Genomic DNA, 16,582 nt, shown 5'->3' with positions numbered 1-16,582 from the left:
TAGTGAGCGCTGATTCGGCGCCAACGTTCGTTGGTGCCTGAATTTGCCCGGCATGGTGCCGGCGCGCCTGATATTTCCCCATTGAGATTGTATGTCGATTGCCGTATCGGCTGTCCTGCGCACGCCTGTCGGTTTGCGTCTGCTGCAAGCGTGCCTGGGCCTGGCTGCCTTGTCGGCCGCCTGGCCGCTGGCAACGGGTGCTTACGCCCTGGGCTGGGCTGCCGCGCTGTCCAGTGGCGCTGGCGGCGTGTTGTTGCTCGCTGCGCTGTGTTCTCGGGCAAAGCCGCACACGCTTGATATTTCACCGGTCGGCCAGTTTCGGCTGACGGAACATGCAGCATATGGCCACGGGCCAGTGTCGGCCACGGCGCCGTTGTCGCTGTTGCCCGGTTCGACCTTGTGGCCGTCGCTGCTGGTGCTGCGCCTGAGCGACGATGAGGGGCGCATCGTCACGCTGGTGGTTCAGCGTGCCCTGCCGGCAACAAAGGCGTTTCGCGAACTGGCCGTTGCATGCCGCGCCATTGCGGCGCGGGGGAGGGGGCATAAAAAGTGCGGCAAATACTGAACTTCTTGCAGCGGGCCAACTCTATACCCATACAGGCGCCCACGCTGCATGCTACCAGGGATACAGGGTGTGAGGACAGAACGCGAAGGTGATCAATTATTGGTCGAGCGGGTCCAGGCTGGCGACAGGCGGGCATTCGACGTGCTGGTATCGAAATACCAGCGGCGTTTGATGCGGCTGGTATCGCGGCTGGTGCATGACCCGGCGGAGGCCGAAGATGTGGTGCAGGAAACCTTTATCAAGGCCTATCGGGCGCTGCGCCATTTTCGCGGCGACGCAGCTTTTTATACCTGGCTGTATCGCATCGGCATCAATACGGCGAAAAACTATCTGGTCACGCAGAGCCGGCGCGCACCCACGTCCAGCGAGACTGATACGGAGCAGGCGGAGTCTTTCGATGACGGCAGCAAGCTGCGTGACAACAACACGCCGGAGTCCGTGCTTGCCAGCAAGCAGATTGCCGCCACCGTCAACGCCGCCATGGATGTGCTGCCGATCGAATTGCGCACTGCCATCGTGCTGCGTGAAATCGAGGGATTGAGCTATGAAGAAATTTCGGAAATCATGGCTTGCCCGATCGGCACCGTGCGCAGCCGCATCTTTCGGGCGCGCGAGGTGATTGCGGAAAAACTCAAACCCTTGCTGGACATGCCGATTGACAAGCGCTGGTAATGCATCGACCATAACAAGCATTACCCCTGAGCAAACCGCACCGCTCCAGCACCATTCTTTCGAACTGGCAGGACCCATAATGGACACATTTCCAGGATTGCACGAGCATATTTCGGCCTTGTCCGATGGCGAACTGGCGGCCAGCGAACTCGAACTGGCGTTCGCCGCGCTCGATACCGATGCGGGCCGGCAGGTGTGGCAGGCTTATCGCCTGATCGGCGACGTGCTGCGCGACGGGCAAGATGGGCTTGCCATCAGCACGGGCTTCGAGGCGCGGCTTGCCAGCCGCCTGGCCGCCGAAGCCGTACCCACACCGGCCGCGCCATCAGCGGCAGCAGCCGTGGCCAGCGGTGCCGGGCAGCCAGGCGCCGCGGCCATTCCACAACGCTAGCGCCCCTTACGCCTGGCTTAATGCGGGCTGCTCCCTCTTGACACTTCCCTTCTGCACGATTGACACTATCTCCCCTAGCGATATCTTGCTTATGCGATATATTGTTGTACGGTTTGCCATGGCCGGTTTTGCCAGGCCGCCATTGTTGCGCTGGGCGCGCCCGAGGCATGTGCGCAGGGCAGGACACTAGCTCCGACTAACATTCGAAAAGATAACTCCATGAAAAAAAATATTTGTGAACACAGCAAAACGCTTTCAGCGAAGACGCTTTCCGCATTGTGTCTGGGGACGGCCGGCGTCTTCTTTGCGCCCGCCATGCTGGGCCTGGCGGCACCGGCCCTCGCCGCTGCCCCCGTCCCCGCAGTACGCTCGGTTCAACTGCCTGACTTTGCCGACCTGGTCGATGCCGTCGGCCCGGCCGTCGTCAACATCCGCACCACCGAACGCCTGAAAATGGGCGGTGGTGCCGCCGGCAGCGCCGGTGACCAGGAGATGCAGGAATTTCTGCGCCGCTTCTTCGGTGGCGCCATGCCCGTGCCGCGCCAGCAGGATCCGCGCAGCCGCCGCGCGCCGCAGGAGCAGGAAGTGCAGCGCGGTGTCGGCTCGGGCTTCATCATTTCTGCCGACGGTTACGTGCTCAGCAATGCGCATGTGGTCGATGGCGCCGACGAAGTCTACGTCACGCTGACCGACAAGCGCGAATTCAAGGCCAAGGTGATCGGCGCGGACGCGCGCACCGACGTGGCCTTGCTGAAGATCGAAGGCGCCAACCTGCCGCGCGTGGCCATCGGCGACTCCGAGAAGATACGCGTCGGCGAGTGGGTAATCGCCATCGGCTCGCCTTTCAACCTGGAAAACACCGTAACGGCCGGCATTATCTCGGCCAAGTCGCGCGATACGGGCGACTATCTGCCGCTGATCCAGAGTGACGTGGCTGTCAACCCCGGCAACTCGGGCGGCCCGCTGATCAACCTGCGTGGCGAAGTGATCGGCATCAATTCGCAGATTGCTACTCTTTCTGGCGCCTACAACGGCATTTCGTTTGCCGTGCCCATCGATGAAGCCATGCGCGTGGGCGAGCAGTTGAAAAAGACCGGCAAGGTGGTGCGCGGACGCATCGGCGTGAAGATCGGCGAAATGAGCAAGGAAGTGGCCGAATCGCTGGGCTTGCCAAACGCCAAGGGCGCGCAAGTGTCGTTGGTCGAGCCCGGTGGTCCGGCCGACAAGGCTGGCGTCAAGCCAGGCGACATTATCCTGAAATTCAACGGCACCCCGATCGAGCGCTCGTCCGATCTGCCGCGCCTGGTAGGTGGTGCGGCCGTCAACGGCAAGGCCACCATTACTGTCTGGCGCAAGGGCGCGCAGCAGGAGCTGCCTGTCACCGTGGCCGAGCTGGAAGGCGATAAAACCGCCAGCAAGGCGACAGCCAGGCAGCCCGAAGCGCAGAGCAGCAACGCACTGGGGCTGAAGGTCAGCGATGTGCCGACCGCCAAGAAGCAGGAACTGAAAATCGATGCAGGCGTACTGGTCGATGATGCCGATGGCGTTGCTGCCCAGGCTGGTCTGCAGCCTGGTGATGTCATCCTGCAACTGAATAACGTCGCCGTGCGCGACGCCAAACAGTTCAATGCGCTGGTCGCCAGGCTCGATCCGAAGAAAACCTCGGCCCTGCTGGTGCGCCGCGGCGAGACGACGCAGTTCGTCTCCTTGCGTCCGTTCGCGAAGTAAGCTTTTAACCCTCACCCCGCAACAGCGGGGTGATTCACTCGCCCATGCACTTTACCCTTTACTCGCGCAGTTATTGCCACCTCTGCCAGGACATGCTCGATGCCCTGCAGGGGCTGCAAACCCCTGAAAAACCTTTCACGGTCGAGGTCATCGATATCGACACCTCGCCGGACGCGACCTTGCTGGCGCGCTTCGACGAGCTGGTGCCGGTGCTGTTTGGCGAGCTGGACCAGCCCGAGCTATGCCATTATTTCCTTGACGAAGCTGCCGTGCGCCGCCATCTGGCATGAATTGAATGGCGTATTTGCACCGCCGCCCGGGTGCCGGCCGCTGAAAGACGGGCTTTCTACTCTGAAATCCGGTAAAATGGGAAGGTCGAAAAAGCTCCTGTCCGCAGCAGCAGCTTATGTCGCTTCAAAAGCGCTCGCCTGGACATGCAGATGTCCTGCCCGGAGCGCTTTTTTCATCATGAGCGGGGTGCCGGGTTTGGCCCGGGCATGATCCCCTTGATTCCTGTTAAAGCAGTGTTGTCACTCGCACATATATTAGTTAATGAATAACATACGCAATTTCTCCATCATCGCCCATATTGACCACGGTAAATCGACCCTGGCTGACCGCATCATTCAATTGTGCGGCGGCTTGTCCGACCGCGAGATGGAGGCGCAGGTGCTCGATTCGATGGATCTGGAGCGCGAACGCGGCATTACCATCAAGGCACAAACGGCGGCCCTGCACTACAAGGCACGCGATGGCCAGATCTACAACCTGAACCTGATCGATACACCGGGCCACGTCGACTTCAGCTATGAAGTGTCGCGCTCGCTGTCCGCCTGCGAAGGCGCGCTGCTGGTGGTCGATGCCTCGCAAGGCGTGGAAGCGCAAACCGTTGCCAACTGCTACACGGCGCTGGACCTGGGCGTGGAAGTGGTGCCGGTCCTCAATAAAATCGACTTGCCGAACGCCGATCCACCGAATGCGATTGCCGAAATCGAAGACGTGATCGGCATCGACGCCGGCGACGCCGTGCATTGCTCGGCCAAGACCGGCTTTGGCGTGCTCGACGTGCTGGAGCAACTGATCGTCAAGGTACCGCCGCCAAAAGGCGATCCGGACGCACCGCTGCAGGCGCTGATCGTCGACTCCTGGTACGACGCCTATGTTGGCGTGGTCATGCTGGTGCGCGTGGTCAACGGCACCCTGAAACCGAAAGACAAGATACGCCTGATGGCTACCGATTCGGTGCAGCTGGTGGAAGATATTGGCGTGTTTTCGCCGCGCTCGCAGTCGCTGCCGCAATTGTCGGCCGGGCAGGTGGGTTTCGTTATTGCCGGCATCAAGGAACTGAAGGCAGCCAAGGTCGGTGATACCGTTACCCTGGCCAGTCGTCCTGCCAGCGCGCCATTGCCTGGCTTCAAGGAAGTGCAGCCGCAAGTGTTTGCCGGCCTGTTCCCGGTCGAAGCGAACCAGTACGATGCGCTGCGCGATTCGCTGGAAAAACTGAAGCTGAACGACGCCGCCCTGATGTACGAGCCGGAAGTGTCGCAGGCGCTGGGCTTCGGCTTCCGCTGCGGCTTCCTGGGCTTGCTGCACATGGAAATCGTGCAGGAGCGCCTGGAGCGCGAATTCGACATGGACCTGATTACCACGGCGCCGACCGTGGTGTATGAGGTGGTGCAGCGCGACGGCAGCCTGATCAACGTCGACAATCCGTCGAAGATGCCGGACCCGTCGCGCATCGAGGAAGTGCGTGAGCCTATCGTTACGGTCAACCTGTACATGCCGCAGGAATACGTCGGTTCGGTGATCACCCTGTGCATCGCCAAGCGCGGCATCCAGATGGACATGAGCTACCACGGCCGCCAGGTCAAGCTGATCTATGAAATGCCGATGGCCGAGATCGTGCTTGACTTCTTCGACCGCCTGAAATCGACTTCGCGTGGCTATGCCTCGATGGATTACGAGTTCAAGGAATACCGTGCCGCCGACGTGGTCAAGGTCGACATGCTGATCAACAGCGAAAAAGTCGATGCGCTGGCGATTATCGTGCACCGTTCGAACAGCCAGTACCGTGGCCGCCAGGTGGCCGCCAAGATGCGCGAGCTGATCCCGCGCCAGATGTTCGACGTGGCCATCCAGGCCACCATTGGCGCCAACATCATTTCGCGTGAAAACGTGAAAGCGCTGCGCAAGAACGTGCTGGCCAAATGCTATGGCGGCGATATCAGCCGCAAGAAAAAACTGCTGGAAAAACAAAAGGCGGGCAAGAAGCGCATGAAGCAAGTGGGTTCCGTGGAGATTCCACAAGAAGCCTTCCTGGCAATCTTACAAGTGGATGGTTGATATGAACCTGCAAGTGATTTTAGGAAATTTCGCGCTGATCCTGTTCGTGCTGATGGTGGTCACGGGCTTTATCTGGTGCCTTGACGTATTTTATTTGTCGAAACAGCGCCGCCTAGCGGCTGACCGCGCGCTGCTTGAATTCGACGCGCGCCAGTCCAAATTGGCCGCCGAAGGCATCAAGGCCGAGCACGGCAGCAGCCGCGCCACGATCGAAGCGGCGCTGCTGCGCCAGCCGACCTGGGTCGAATATTCGGGCAGCTTCTTCCCGGTGATTGCGATGGTGTTCTGCCTGCGCTCGTTCCTGTACGAGCCATTCAAGATCCCGTCGAGCTCGATGGTGCCGACCTTGCTGGTAGGTGATCTGATCCTGGTAAACAAGTTCACCTACGGCATTCGTTTGCCTATCGTCAACAAGCGCATCATTGAAGTCAATGATCCGCAGCGTGGAGACGTGATGGTGTTCAAGTATCCGAAGGACATGAGCCAGGATTACATCAAGCGCGTAATCGGTGTGCCTGGTGATAAAATCACCTATGACAACAAGCGCCTGACTGTCAATGGCAAGCCGGTTGCCTACACGCCGCTCGATGACTACCTCGACGACGAAAGCACCGTGTATCACAAGCAGCTGCAGGAAAACCTGACGGGCGTCAGCCACCGCATCCTCAACGACGATCCGGCGCCGACCCTGAACCTGGGCCAGGTCACCGACTTCCCGCACAAGGAAGCCTGCGACTACAACGAAGACGGCTTCACGTGCACGGTACCAGCAGGAAATTATTTCATGATGGGCGACAACCGCGACAATAGCGCGGACAGCCGCTACTGGGGTTTCGTGCCGAACGAGAATATCGTCGGCAAGGCTTTCCTGGTATGGATGAATTTCAGCAATCCGAAACGCGTGGGCGGCATCCGCTAAGCCGTCCTGGTCCTTCGGGGCCCACCCCGCATGCCGTGCGCCCGCAACTGCGCCGGCATGCCGACTCAATCAGATGACACAGAACCAACAATGAATCTTCAGCTATTGCAAACCCGTCTAGGCTATACGTTCCAGGATGCTGGCCTGTTGCAGCAAGCCTTGACGCATCGTAGCCACAGCAGTTTGCATAATGAGCGGCTGGAATTCCTCGGCGACTCCATCCTCAATTGCGTGGTTGCGTCCATCCTGTACGAACGCTTCAAGGCCATCGACGAAGGTGATTTGTCGCGTCTGCGCGCCAACCTCGTCAAGCAGCAGTCGCTGTATGAAATCGCGCAAAAGCTGGAATTGTCGCAGTTCTTGCGCCTCGGCGAAGGCGAACTGAAATCGGGTGGTTTCCGTCGTCCGTCTATCCTGGCCGACACCCTGGAAGCGTTGCTGGGGGCAATTTTTCTCGACACCGGTTTCGATGCCGCCAGCACTGTGATCCGCGCCTTTTATATTCCCATCCTCGACTCGGTCGATCCGCTGACGCTGGGCAAGGATGCCAAGACCCTGCTGCAGGAGTTTTTGCAGAGCAAAAAAATCTCGCTGCCACAATACAATGTGGTGGCCACCCACGGCGCCGCCCACAGCCAGGAGTTCGAGATCGAATGCCTGGTGCCGAAACTCAATATCCAGGTTTACGGTCGTGGCGGAAGCCGCCGCGCCGGTGAGCAAGCCGCCGCCAAACTGGCGCTGGAGGTGGCCGAGCAGGCACTGCTGAAGTCGCCTGCTGCCAACCGCAAGCCCAAACCGCGCGCCGCCCAGCTCAAGCTGGCCGGCATTGCCACCATCCAGAGCGACGACGCCGCCGTCGCCGCTCACACTCAACAGAAATCGACACTCGCATGACAGCCACCAAAATGCCCGACAACTTCCGCTGCGGCTATATCGCCATCGTGGGCCGCCCCAACGTGGGCAAATCGACCCTGATGAACGTGCTGATCGGCGCGAAGGTCAGCATCACTTCGCGCAAGGCGCAAACCACGCGCCACCGCATCACCGGCATCCAGACCGTGCCCGACGCACAGTTCATCTACGTCGACACGCCCGGCTTCCAGACGCGCCACTCGAATGCGCTGAACAAGACGCTCAACAAGACCGTCACCAATACCCTGATTTCCTCGGACGTGATTCTGTACGTGATCGAGGCGGGCACGTTTGGCCCGGCCGACCAGCAGGTGATGGACTTGCTGCCGAAAGAGGTGCCGTGCATCCTGGTGATCAACAAGTCCGACCGCGTGAAAGACAAGGCCGTGCTGCTGCCGTTCGCGCAAAAAGTGGCTGCCATGCGCGACTTTGCCGCCATCGTGCCGGTTTCGGCCAAGCTGCATTTCCAGCTGGAAGGCCTGCAGAGCGAAATCAAGCGCTTCCTGCCGGAAAACCAGCCCATCTTCGGGTCGGACGACATCACCGACCGCAGCGAGAAATTCCTTGCCTCGGAAATCGTGCGTGAAAAACTGTTCCGCTTTGTCGGTGAAGAACTGCCGTACACCAGCACCGTGCTGATCGAAAAATTCGAGCAGGAGGGTGATTTGCGGCGCGTGTTTGCCGCCATCCTGGTGGAGCGCGACACGCATAAATCGATGGTCATCGGCAACAAGGGCGCGCGCTTGAAAGATATTTCGACGCAGTCGCGCCTGGACATGGAAAAGCTGTTCGGCGGCCCCGTGTACCTGGAAATCTGGGTCAAGGTCAAATCGGGCTGGGCCGACAACGAAGCGGGCCTGCGCGCCTACGGCTACGAATAAGTCCATACCAGGGGATGACGCCACACGCATGAGCACCACCACGCCAGCGCTGCCAGGCGCCGTCCCGGCCGTCCCGGTGCAGCCTGTCGCTGTGCCATCCCCGCCAGCACCGCGGCGTACCGCAAGCCGCCCGCCCGGGCGCGATGGCCGCGTTACGGGCCAGCCAGCCTTCGTGCTGCACAGCTATTCCCATAAAGAAACCAGCCTGATCATCGACGTGCTGACGCGCGACTTTGGCCGCATCGCGCTCGTTGCCAAGGGCGCCAAGCGGCCGCATTCGCAACTGCGCGGCGTGCTGCAGACCTTCCAGCCGCTGCAGGCGGGCTGGACCGGCAAGTCCGAACTGCGCATCCTGACCAGCGCCGAATGGGTCGGTGGCATGCTGCCGCTGGAGAAAACCGCCTTGCTGTGCGGCTTCTACCTGAACGAATTGCTGGTCAGGCTGCTGGCGCGCGACGATCCGCATCCAGTCCTGTTCGACCACTACGTTGCTACCTTGAATCAACTGGCGCACAATGAGCCGGCGCCCATCGTGCTGCGCAAGTTCGAGCGCGCGCTGCTGAAGGAAACCGGCGTGGCGGCCGACCTGGTGCGCTGCACCGGCACGCGCCAGCCGGTGCAGGCAGGGCAGGTGTATGTGGTCGACCCCGAGCGCGGCCCCCGTCCGGCGCAGGCTGGCGACGCCTGGCCGCGCATCACCGGCAAGACCCTGCTCGACATGGAGTGCGAAGATTATGCCGATGCGGCCACGCAGGCGCAAAGCAAGACGCTGATGCGCTTCCTGCTGGCCCATCAGCTCGGCGGCGCGACCCTGAACACGCGCCAGATGCTGATCGATCTGATGCAGTTGTAATGTTCAATCCCTACAGTTTTTACGGAAAATTATCATGAGTTTTTTGCAGCCTGCCGGCCCCGTCATCGACCTGGGCATCAATATCGACCATGTGGCCACCTTGCGCAATGCGCGTGGCACGCAGTACCCCGATCCGCTGCGTGCGGCCCTGCTGGCCGAGCAGGCCGGTGCCGACTGTATTACCCTGCATCTGCGTGAAGACCGCCGCCATATCAAGGACGCCGATGTGATTGCCATCGCGCCGCAGTTGATGACGCGCATGAACCTGGAAGCGGCCGTCACCGCCGAGATGCTCGATTTTGCATGCCGCATCAAGCCTGCCGATGTGTGCCTGGTGCCGGAAAAGCGCACCGAAGTGACCACCGAAGGCGGCCTGGACGTGGTGCGCTATTACAAGGAAGTGTCGGCGGCCGTCAAGCAGCTGCAAGGCGAGGGCATCCGTGTCAGCCTGTTTATCGATGCGGACGAAGCGCAGATCGCCGCTGCCGCCGACATGGGTGCGCCCGTGATCGAGCTGCACACGGGCCGCTATGCGGATACTGAAGGTGCCGAGCAACTGGCGGAACTCGAACGCATCAAGGCCGGCGTGCTGTTTGCCGCCACCCGTGGCCTGAAGGTCAATGCGGGCCATGGTTTGCATTACACCAATGTGCAGGCGATCGCCGCGATTCCGGATATTGCCGAACTCAATATCGGTCACGCTATCGTCGCCCACGCCGTGTTTGTCGGCTGGGAAAACGCCGTGCGCGAAATGAAGGCCATTATGGTCGCCACGCGCATCGGCAACCGGTCGGGCAAGTCATGATTTACGGCATAGGCACCGATATCTGCAAGATCCCGCGCATCGAAGCCGCACTCGAGCGCCATGGCGAGCGCTTTGCAAAGAAGATACTGGGGCCGCAGGAACTGGAAAAATTCCGTGCCCGCAGCGCCAGGAGTGCCGTGCGCGGCGTGCGCTTCCTGGCCACCCGCTTTGCTGCCAAGGAGGCATTCTCAAAGGCGATTGGCCTGGGCCTGCGCATGCCGATGACCTGGCCCGCCGCGCAGATGCTGAACCACCCGAGCGGCAAGCCGATGATCGTCTGCAGCGGCGTGCTGGCCGACTTCATGGCACAGCATCGCTTGAGTGCGCAGGTGACGATCAGCGACGAAGAAGAGTATGCTGTGGCGTTTGTGATTGTGGAGCAAGCGCCTTGACACAGACGAATGCTGGGGTCAGACCCGGCGGGTCTGACCCCAAAACCGAGCCAGCAATGACCGAAGCAATACCCGATCTGAACGCCGTCGTCCCCGCCCCCGATCCGCGCGCGCAAGTGCTGGCCACCGTTGCCAGGCTGCCCAACCTGCCCGGTGTCTACCGCTACTTTGACGCCAGCGACAAGGTGCTGTACGTGGGCAAGGCGCGCGACCTGAAAAAGCGCGTGTCGAGCTACTTCCAGAAAAACCTGGCCAGCCCGCGCATCGCCATGATGGTCGAGCGCATTGCGCGCCTGGAAACGACGGTCACGCACAGCGAGGCAGAAGCGCTGATCCTCGAAAACAACCTGATCAAGGCGCTGCAGCCGCGCTACAACATCCTGTTCCGCGACGACAAGTCCTACCCGTATTTGAAAATCACCGGTGGCGATGCGCCGCGCATGGTCTACTACCGCGGCTCGGTGGACAAGAAAAACCAGTATTTCGGGCCGTTTCCCAGTTCCTGGGCGGTCAAGGAATCGATGCAGATACTGCAGAAGGTGTTCCTGATCCGCACTTGCGAAGACAGCGTGTATGCGAACCGCACGCGGCCTTGTCTGCTGCACCAGATCGGCCGCTGCAGCGCGCCGTGCGTCGACCTGATCAGCAAGGAAGACTATAAAAACGACGTGGAAAATGCAGCGCGCTTCCTGCGCGGCCGGCAAAGCGAAGTGATGGCCGACCTGGAAAAGAAAATGCACGCCTATGCGGCCGACCTGAAATTCGAGCAGGCGGTGTTGGTGCGCAACCAGATCAATTCGCTGTCGCGCGTGCTGCACCAGCAAAGCATGGAAACCACGGGCGACGCCGACGTCGACATCATCGCCGTGCTGGTACAGGGCGGCCGCGCCTGCGTCAATCTGGCGATGGTGCGCGGCGGGCGCCACCTGGGCGACCGCGCCTATTTTCCGAGCCAGTTGAGCGATGCGGCGGCGATTGCCGAGGAAGCCATCGAAGTCGAAGTGCTGGCCGCTTTCCTGGCCCAGCACTACACTGAAAAATTTATCCCCGGCACCCTGATCCTGAATCTCGAATTCGACCAGCCGGCGCTGATGGTGGCGTTGATGGAACAGTGTGGTCACCGCATCAACCTGATTTTTCAGCCGCAGGGGCAGCGCCGCCAGTGGCTGGAGCTGGCGCAGAAGGGAGCGGAGATTTCGCTGGCGCGCTTGCTGTCCGAGCAGGGCTCGCAGCAGTCGCGCACGCGTGCGCTGGCCGATGCGCTGCGCCTGGAAGCGGAAGACCTCGACACCATCCGCGTCGAATGTTTCGATATCAGCCACACCCAGGGCGAAGCGACGCAGGCCTCGTGCGTGGTGTTCCATCATCATGCGATGCAGAACGGCGAATACCGGCGCTATAACATCAACGACATCACGCCCGGCGACGATTACGCGGCTATGCGGCAAGTGCTGATGCGGCGCTATGAAAAAGTGGCCAATGGCGACGGCGTGATGCCGGACGTGGTGCTGATCGACGGCGGCAAGGGCCAGATCGAAATGGCGCGCCAGGTGTTTGCCGAACTGGGGCTGGACATCAGCCTGATCGTCGGCGTGGCCAAGGGCGAGGGCAGGCGAGTCGGGCTGGAAACCTTGCTGTTTGTCGATGGTCGACCGGCGCAGGAATTGGGCAAGGAGTCGGCGGCGCTGATGCTGATCGCGCAGATCCGCGACGAGGCCCACCGTTTTGCCATTACCGGCATGCGTGCCAAGCGCGCCAAGACGCGCCAGACGTCAAGGCTGGAGGAAATCGAGGGGATAGGCGCCAAGCGCAGGCAAAAACTGCTGTCGCGCTTTGGCGGCCTGCGCGGCGTGGTCGATGCCAGCGTGGAAGACCTGATGTCCGTGGAGGGGATTTCCACCCAACTTGCAGAAGAGATTTACAAGCAATTGCATTAGTCGTACAGGCCTGGTCCGGCACCGCCGCAACCGGACTAGGCTTATACCCGCGTGCCATGTAGACTAGTGGCGCTTTGTTGGTGCTTTATTTAATTTACCCGTCGGCCGATTGCTTTCCTATGCCTTTTAATATTCCCATTCTCCTGACCTGGCTGCGCGTGGCCCTGATCCCGCTGGTCGTTGGCGTGTTCTACCTGCCGCCGTCGATGCTGCTGCATGGCGACCAGAACCTGGTGGCCACCCTGGTCTTTATTGTTGCCGCCGTGACCGACTGGTTCGACGGCTTCCTGGCCCGCCGCTGGAACCAGACCTCGGCCTTTGGTGCCTTTCTCGATCCGGTCGCCGACAAGCTGATGGTGGCCGGCGCCTTGCTGGTGCTGGTGCAGCTGGACCGCGTCAATGCCGTGCTGGCGTTTATTATCATCGGCCGTGAAATCACCATCTCGGCCCTGCGCGAATGGATGGCGCAAATCGGCGCGTCGAAATCGGTGGCCGTCAGTTCGATCGGCAAGATCAAGACGGCCGCCCAGATGACGGCGATTCCGCTGCTGCTGTACCACGAGGTGATCTTCGGCGCCATCGACACCCATGTGTGGGGCGAAAAGCTGATGTGGATCGCCTGCGTGCTGACGGTGTGGTCGATGTTTTATTATTTGCGTCTGGCATGGCCGCTGATCAAGGAAAAGGCCGGCAATTTGCATTGAGCCACAGCGGGCTGAAAATCGGCTTAAAAATCCCGTTGACAGCCTCTGTAATCCCTCTATAATGCTGGCCTGTTGTTGATGACGCGGGAGTAGCTCAGTTGGTAGAGCGCAACCTTGCCAAGGTTGAGGTCGAGAGTTCGAGACTCTTCTCCCGCTCCAGTTTGCTGGAAGTGTCATAGGTAAAACAGCGGTAGCAGAAAAAAGTAGTACTGGCAGTGTAGTAGAGCTTCTGATACAATGTTGTCCACTGCGGGAGTAGCTCAGTTGGTAGAGCGCAACCTTGCCAAGGTTGAGGTCGAGAGTTCGAGACTCTTCTCCCGCTCCAGTGAATACTTGCACTAGTTGTAAGTGGTAGCAAAAACGTAGCAAAAAAAAGTAAAATAGCAGTCCCCTGCGGGAGTAGCTCAGTTGGTAGAGCGCAACCTTGCCAAGGTTGAGGTCGAGAGTTCGAGACTCTTCTCCCGCTCCAGTGAAAACTGGAAGCAGCAAATAAAGCAACACGGCGCAGCAAGCAGAAAACAGAAGCTCCATGCGGGAGTAGCTCAGTTGGTAGAGCGCAACCTTGCCAAGGTTGAGGTCGAGAGTTCGAGACTCTTCTCCCGCTCCAAGAATTCTTGAGGGAAGCGCAGCTTGCTTCCTGTACGCTGCCTTCGATGATGCAGCGTGATGGCAATAGCTCCATGCGGGAGTAGCTCAGTTGGTAGAGCGCAACCTTGCCAAGGTTGAGGTCGAGAGTTCGAGACTCTTCTCCCGCTCCAGTTTCAGATGTGCCGGAAGGTGCATTGCAGCAGTTCCTCAGGCGAGGTAGCAAAGAGGTTATGCAGCGGCCTGCAAAGCCGTTTAGACGGGTTCGATTCCCGTCCTCGCCTCCAGTAATAAGTAGTAGAAATTCAGTAGAAAAAAACCCGCAGCGATGCGGGTTTTTTTTGTCCATCGATTCAGTCGCCAGCAAGCTGGCCGTGCCGGCGTCGTGCACGCCCGCTTGTTGAAGTATTTGCCTACGGCGTGGCCAGGCCCTTGATGACGGCAGGGCGCTCCACAAAGCGCCCCAGCGCGCGCTGCACCTGGGGGTAATTGTCCGTGCCCAGCAGTTCGGCCGCTTCATAATAGCCGCTGAGGATGCGTACCCACGGGAAGATGGCGATATCGGCGATCGTGTATTGCTCGCCCATAATCCAGTCGCGGCCCGTCAGGCGCTGTTCCAGCACGGCCAGCAAACGCTTCGCTTCCGTCACATAGCGCTGCAAAGGGCGTTTGTCTTCATATTCCTTGCCGGCAAAGCGGTGAAAAAATCCCAGCTGGCCGAACATCGGCCCCACGCCGCCCATCTGCAACATCAGCCACTGTATGGTTTCATGGCGCAGCGCCGGGTCCGCAGGCAGGAATTGTCCGGTTTTTTCTGCCAGGTACAGCAGAATCGCGCCTGATTCAAACAGTGCCAGCGGTTTTCCGTTCGGACCTGTCGGGTCTATGATGGCGGGAATCTTGTTGTTGGGATTGAGTGACAGGAAGGGCGGTGACAGCACGCCGTCCTGGTCCAGGGTAATGCGGTGCGCCTCGTAGGGCAGACCGGTTTCTTCCAGCATGATGGAGACCTTGACGCCATTCGGCGTGGCCAGCGAATAGAGCTGCAGGCGCTCGGGATGGGACGCTGGCCATTTTTCGGTAATCGGGAAATCGGCAAGACTGTGCATGGTGGTAAGCTCCGCAAGAGTGGAATCGGGTGATGTGCCGCTATTTTCGCCTATCTGCGACAGCGGCGCAGGCGATGATGATGGCATGGCGCATCTTGTATAATGCCAGCTGGCCCAGCAGCGCCGCCCGGCGCGCGGTTTATCGTCTCATTGCACCATGCCGATGTAGTCATTGACCTTCCAACTGATCGCTACACGCCGGTTTCCCCTGCGAAACTGATGCCTGCTTGCGCCTTGATGTGCGGCAACAGGCTGCTCTTACTGTTTAACTGGATAGTTCAATGATCAATGCAGCGTTTCGGGCCGAATGGTTCCCGAATATAAAAAAAAATTTCTTGGCCGGCCTGACGACCTCGTTCGCTCTGGTACCCGAGTGCATCGCCTTTGCCCTGGTTGCGCAGCTCAATCCGTTGATGGGCCTGTATGGCGCCTTTATTATCTGCGCCATGACGGCCGTGTTTGGGGGGCGGCCCGGCATGATTTCGGGCGCGGCCGGCTCGATGGCGGTGGTGATCGTGGCGCTGGTGGCCCAGCATGGCGTTCAATACCTGCTGGCAACCGTGGTGCTGGGCGGCGTCGTGATGGTGCTGTTCGGCGTCTTGCGCCTGGGTAAGCTGATCCGCATGGTGCCGTATCCGGTCATGCTCGGTTTTGTGAACGGCCTTGCCATCGTGATCGCCATGGCCCAACTTGAACATTTCCGCGAAAAAACGCCACAGGGCGAGCACTGGCTGCACGGTCAGGCATTATGGATGATGTGCGCACTGGTCGGCCTGACCATGTTGATTGTGTATGCGCTGCCGCGCATCACGAAGGCGGTGCCGCCGGCGCTGGTGGCGATTGTCGGCGTAGGACTGCTCACTTTCGGGCTGCAGCTGCCCACGCGCACCCTGGGTGACCTGGCACATATCGCCGGCGGCTTGCCGGCCTTGCATTTCCCCACCGTGCCTTTCAACATGGAGACACTAAAAATCATCTGGCCATACGCCACGCTGATGGCGATGGTCGGGCTGCTGGAAACCTTGTTGACGTTTAACCTGACCGACGATATTACCGAAACGCGTGGCCAGCCGAATCGCGAATGCGTGGCGCTGGGTGCCTCGAACATTGTCTCGGGCTTGTTTGGCGGCATGGGCGGCTGCGCCATGATAGGCCAGACCATGATCAATCTCAGCTCGGGTGGCCGTTCGCGCCTGTCGGGCGTGACCGCCGGCGTGATGATCTTGCTGTTCATCCTGTTCCTGTCGCCCCTGATCGAGCGCATTCCGCTCGCGGCCCTGGTCGGCGTGATGTTCGTGGTGGCGCAGGAAACGTTTGCCTGGGGCTCGCTGCGGGTACTGGGCAAGGTGCCAAGGCAGGATGCGCTGGTGATCGTCGCCGTCACCATCATCACGGTGTTGACCGACCTGGCGGTAGCGGTTGCTTGCGGCATCGTGATCGCGGCGCTCAATTTTGCCTGGCAGCATGCGCGCGAGATGCGCGCCGATATCGATGACAGCACGGCAGGCGAGCGCGTCTACCTGCCACACGGCACCTTGTTTTTTGCCTCGACTGTGCATTTCCAGGAGCTGTTCCAGCCGGCTACCGACCCGGCGCGCGTGGTGCTCGATTGCAAGCATCTGCATATGGCCGACCATTCGGCGATTGCCGCACTGGAAGCACTGTACGAGCGCTATGAAAAAGCCGGCAAGCATTTGCAGGTCAGGCATCTGTCGAGGCGCAATCACGACTTGCTGGCGCGCGCCGGCGTCGACGTGGGCGTGGCTTGAGAACAATATTCAGATAA

At 60.2% G+C, this 16,582-nt stretch carries 16 protein-coding genes and 6 tRNA genes; 21 read left to right on the top strand and 1 reads right to left on the bottom strand.

What is annotated here, in order from left to right:
* Positions 1 to 91: 91 nt before the first annotated feature.
* From ACQ4WM_RS03395 to ACQ4WM_RS03300, 20 genes are all read left to right on the top strand, one after another.
* Complete coding sequence (locus ACQ4WM_RS03395; RefSeq protein ID WP_436545296.1) at positions 92 to 565, top strand: hypothetical protein; 474 nt, start codon at positions 92 to 94, stop codon at positions 563 to 565.
* Between the two features lie 69 nt (positions 566 to 634).
* Positions 635 to 1,237, top strand: a complete 603-nt coding sequence (gene rpoE / locus ACQ4WM_RS03390; RefSeq protein ID WP_436545295.1) for an RNA polymerase sigma factor RpoE — start codon at positions 635 to 637, stop codon at positions 1,235 to 1,237.
* 79 nt (positions 1,238 to 1,316) lie between these two features.
* Positions 1,317 to 1,628 carry an RseA family anti-sigma factor gene (locus tag ACQ4WM_RS03385; RefSeq protein WP_436545294.1) on the top strand — a complete coding sequence of 104 codons (312 nt, stop codon included), beginning with the start codon at positions 1,317 to 1,319 and terminating at the stop codon, positions 1,626 to 1,628.
* A 219-nt stretch (positions 1,629 to 1,847) separates the two neighbouring features.
* A complete protein-coding gene (locus tag ACQ4WM_RS03380) occupies positions 1,848 to 3,356 on the top strand; it encodes a DegQ family serine endoprotease (RefSeq protein ID WP_436545293.1) in 1,509 nt (502 codons plus the stop codon).
* Positions 3,357 to 3,400: 44 nt separating this feature from the next.
* Positions 3,401 to 3,646 carry a glutaredoxin family protein gene (locus ACQ4WM_RS03375; RefSeq protein WP_436545292.1) on the top strand — a complete coding sequence of 82 codons (246 nt, stop codon included), beginning with the start codon at positions 3,401 to 3,403 and terminating at the stop codon, positions 3,644 to 3,646.
* A 262-nt stretch (positions 3,647 to 3,908) separates the two neighbouring features.
* Positions 3,909 to 5,699, top strand: a complete 1,791-nt coding sequence (gene lepA / locus ACQ4WM_RS03370) for a translation elongation factor 4 (protein ID WP_436545291.1) — start codon at positions 3,909 to 3,911, stop codon at positions 5,697 to 5,699.
* 1 nt (position 5,700) lies between these two features.
* Positions 5,701 to 6,618, top strand: coding sequence for a signal peptidase I (gene lepB, locus ACQ4WM_RS03365; RefSeq protein WP_436545290.1), 918 nt, complete (start codon positions 5,701 to 5,703; stop codon positions 6,616 to 6,618).
* A 90-nt stretch (positions 6,619 to 6,708) separates the two neighbouring features.
* Positions 6,709 to 7,512 carry a ribonuclease III gene (gene rnc / locus ACQ4WM_RS03360; RefSeq protein ID WP_436545289.1) on the top strand — a complete coding sequence of 268 codons (804 nt, stop codon included), beginning with the start codon at positions 6,709 to 6,711 and terminating at the stop codon, positions 7,510 to 7,512.
* The gene (gene era / locus ACQ4WM_RS03355; protein ID WP_436545288.1) at positions 7,509 to 8,411 is read left to right on the top strand and encodes a GTPase Era; all 903 of its coding nucleotides are present in this window, start codon (positions 7,509 to 7,511) and stop codon (positions 8,409 to 8,411) included. Before rnc ends, era begins: the two co-directional genes overlap by 4 nt.
* Before the next feature lie 28 nt (positions 8,412 to 8,439).
* Complete coding sequence (gene recO / locus ACQ4WM_RS03350; RefSeq protein WP_436545287.1) at positions 8,440 to 9,264, top strand: DNA repair protein RecO; 825 nt, start codon at positions 8,440 to 8,442, stop codon at positions 9,262 to 9,264.
* Positions 9,265 to 9,298: 34 nt separating this feature from the next.
* Positions 9,299 to 10,069 (top strand): pyridoxine 5'-phosphate synthase, encoded by a 771-nt coding sequence (gene pdxJ / locus ACQ4WM_RS03345; RefSeq protein WP_436545286.1) that lies wholly within the window; start codon positions 9,299 to 9,301, stop codon positions 10,067 to 10,069.
* The gene (gene acpS, locus ACQ4WM_RS03340; RefSeq protein ID WP_436545285.1) at positions 10,066 to 10,461 is read left to right on the top strand and encodes a holo-ACP synthase; all 396 of its coding nucleotides are present in this window, start codon (positions 10,066 to 10,068) and stop codon (positions 10,459 to 10,461) included. Before pdxJ ends, acpS begins: the two co-directional genes overlap by 4 nt.
* 56 nt (positions 10,462 to 10,517) lie before the next feature.
* Positions 10,518 to 12,398 (top strand): excinuclease ABC subunit UvrC, encoded by a 1,881-nt coding sequence (gene uvrC / locus ACQ4WM_RS03335; RefSeq protein ID WP_436545284.1) that lies wholly within the window; start codon positions 10,518 to 10,520, stop codon positions 12,396 to 12,398.
* Positions 12,399 to 12,517: 119 nt separating this feature from the next.
* Complete coding sequence (gene pgsA / locus ACQ4WM_RS03330; RefSeq protein ID WP_065306612.1) at positions 12,518 to 13,102, top strand: CDP-diacylglycerol--glycerol-3-phosphate 3-phosphatidyltransferase; 585 nt, start codon at positions 12,518 to 12,520, stop codon at positions 13,100 to 13,102.
* A gap of 83 nt (positions 13,103 to 13,185) precedes the next feature.
* A tRNA-Gly gene (locus ACQ4WM_RS03325) sits at positions 13,186 to 13,261 on the top strand.
* Positions 13,262 to 13,351: 90 nt separating this feature from the next.
* Positions 13,352 to 13,427 (top strand) — tRNA-Gly (locus ACQ4WM_RS03320).
* Positions 13,428 to 13,495: 68 nt separating this feature from the next.
* Positions 13,496 to 13,571: transfer RNA gene (locus ACQ4WM_RS03315), tRNA-Gly, on the top strand.
* 62 nt (positions 13,572 to 13,633) lie between these two features.
* A tRNA-Gly gene (locus tag ACQ4WM_RS03310) sits at positions 13,634 to 13,709 on the top strand.
* A 75-nt stretch (positions 13,710 to 13,784) separates the two neighbouring features.
* A tRNA-Gly gene (locus tag ACQ4WM_RS03305) sits at positions 13,785 to 13,860 on the top strand.
* A gap of 40 nt (positions 13,861 to 13,900) precedes the next feature.
* Positions 13,901 to 13,974, top strand: a tRNA-Cys gene (locus tag ACQ4WM_RS03300).
* 126 nt (positions 13,975 to 14,100) lie between these two features.
* On the opposite strand, the gene ACQ4WM_RS03295 is transcribed toward ACQ4WM_RS03300, so the two are convergent.
* A complete protein-coding gene (locus ACQ4WM_RS03295; RefSeq protein ID WP_436545283.1) occupies positions 14,101 to 14,796 on the bottom strand; it encodes a glutathione binding-like protein in 696 nt (231 codons plus the stop codon).
* 281 nt (positions 14,797 to 15,077) lie between these two features.
* On the opposite strand from ACQ4WM_RS03295, the gene ACQ4WM_RS03290 reads away from it, so the two are divergent.
* Positions 15,078 to 16,565 carry a SulP family inorganic anion transporter gene (locus ACQ4WM_RS03290; RefSeq protein ID WP_436545282.1) on the top strand — a complete coding sequence of 496 codons (1,488 nt, stop codon included), beginning with the start codon at positions 15,078 to 15,080 and terminating at the stop codon, positions 16,563 to 16,565.
* The last annotated feature ends 17 nt before the right edge of the window (positions 16,566 to 16,582 follow it).

Source organism: Janthinobacterium longum (genome assembly GCF_051380735.1).
Lineage (GTDB): Bacteria > Pseudomonadota > Gammaproteobacteria > Burkholderiales > Burkholderiaceae_D > Janthinobacterium.
This window is presented reverse-complemented; position numbering and strand designations above follow the sequence as displayed.

What these genes read in the sequence shown, in the direction of transcription:
- ACQ4WM_RS03395 (WP_436545296.1), top strand. Translation starts at nt 92, where the DNA reads ATGTCGATTGCCGTATCGGCTGTCCTGCGCACGCCTGTCGGTTTGCGT.
- ACQ4WM_RS03385 (WP_436545294.1), top strand. Translation starts at nt 1,317, where the DNA reads ATGGACACATTTCCAGGATTGCACGAGCATATTTCGGCCTTGTCCGAT.
- ACQ4WM_RS03380 (WP_436545293.1), top strand. Translation starts at nt 1,848, where the DNA reads ATGAAAAAAAATATTTGTGAACACAGCAAAACGCTTTCAGCGAAGACG.
- ACQ4WM_RS03375 (WP_436545292.1), top strand. Translation starts at nt 3,401, where the DNA reads ATGCACTTTACCCTTTACTCGCGCAGTTATTGCCACCTCTGCCAGGAC.
- lepA (WP_436545291.1), top strand. Translation starts at nt 3,909, where the DNA reads ATGAATAACATACGCAATTTCTCCATCATCGCCCATATTGACCACGGT.
- lepB (WP_436545290.1), top strand. Translation starts at nt 5,701, where the DNA reads ATGAACCTGCAAGTGATTTTAGGAAATTTCGCGCTGATCCTGTTCGTG.
- rnc (WP_436545289.1), top strand. Translation starts at nt 6,709, where the DNA reads ATGAATCTTCAGCTATTGCAAACCCGTCTAGGCTATACGTTCCAGGAT.
- era (WP_436545288.1), top strand. Translation starts at nt 7,509, where the DNA reads ATGACAGCCACCAAAATGCCCGACAACTTCCGCTGCGGCTATATCGCC.
- recO (WP_436545287.1), top strand. Translation starts at nt 8,440, where the DNA reads ATGAGCACCACCACGCCAGCGCTGCCAGGCGCCGTCCCGGCCGTCCCG.
- pdxJ (WP_436545286.1), top strand. Translation starts at nt 9,299, where the DNA reads ATGAGTTTTTTGCAGCCTGCCGGCCCCGTCATCGACCTGGGCATCAAT.
- acpS (WP_436545285.1), top strand. Translation starts at nt 10,066, where the DNA reads ATGATTTACGGCATAGGCACCGATATCTGCAAGATCCCGCGCATCGAA.
- uvrC (WP_436545284.1), top strand. Translation starts at nt 10,518, where the DNA reads ATGACCGAAGCAATACCCGATCTGAACGCCGTCGTCCCCGCCCCCGAT.
- pgsA (WP_065306612.1), top strand. Translation starts at nt 12,518, where the DNA reads ATGCCTTTTAATATTCCCATTCTCCTGACCTGGCTGCGCGTGGCCCTG.
- ACQ4WM_RS03295 (WP_436545283.1), bottom strand. Translation starts at nt 14,796, where the DNA reads ATGCACAGTCTTGCCGATTTCCCGATTACCGAAAAATGGCCAGCGTCC.
- ACQ4WM_RS03290 (WP_436545282.1), top strand. Translation starts at nt 15,078, where the DNA reads ATGATCAATGCAGCGTTTCGGGCCGAATGGTTCCCGAATATAAAAAAA.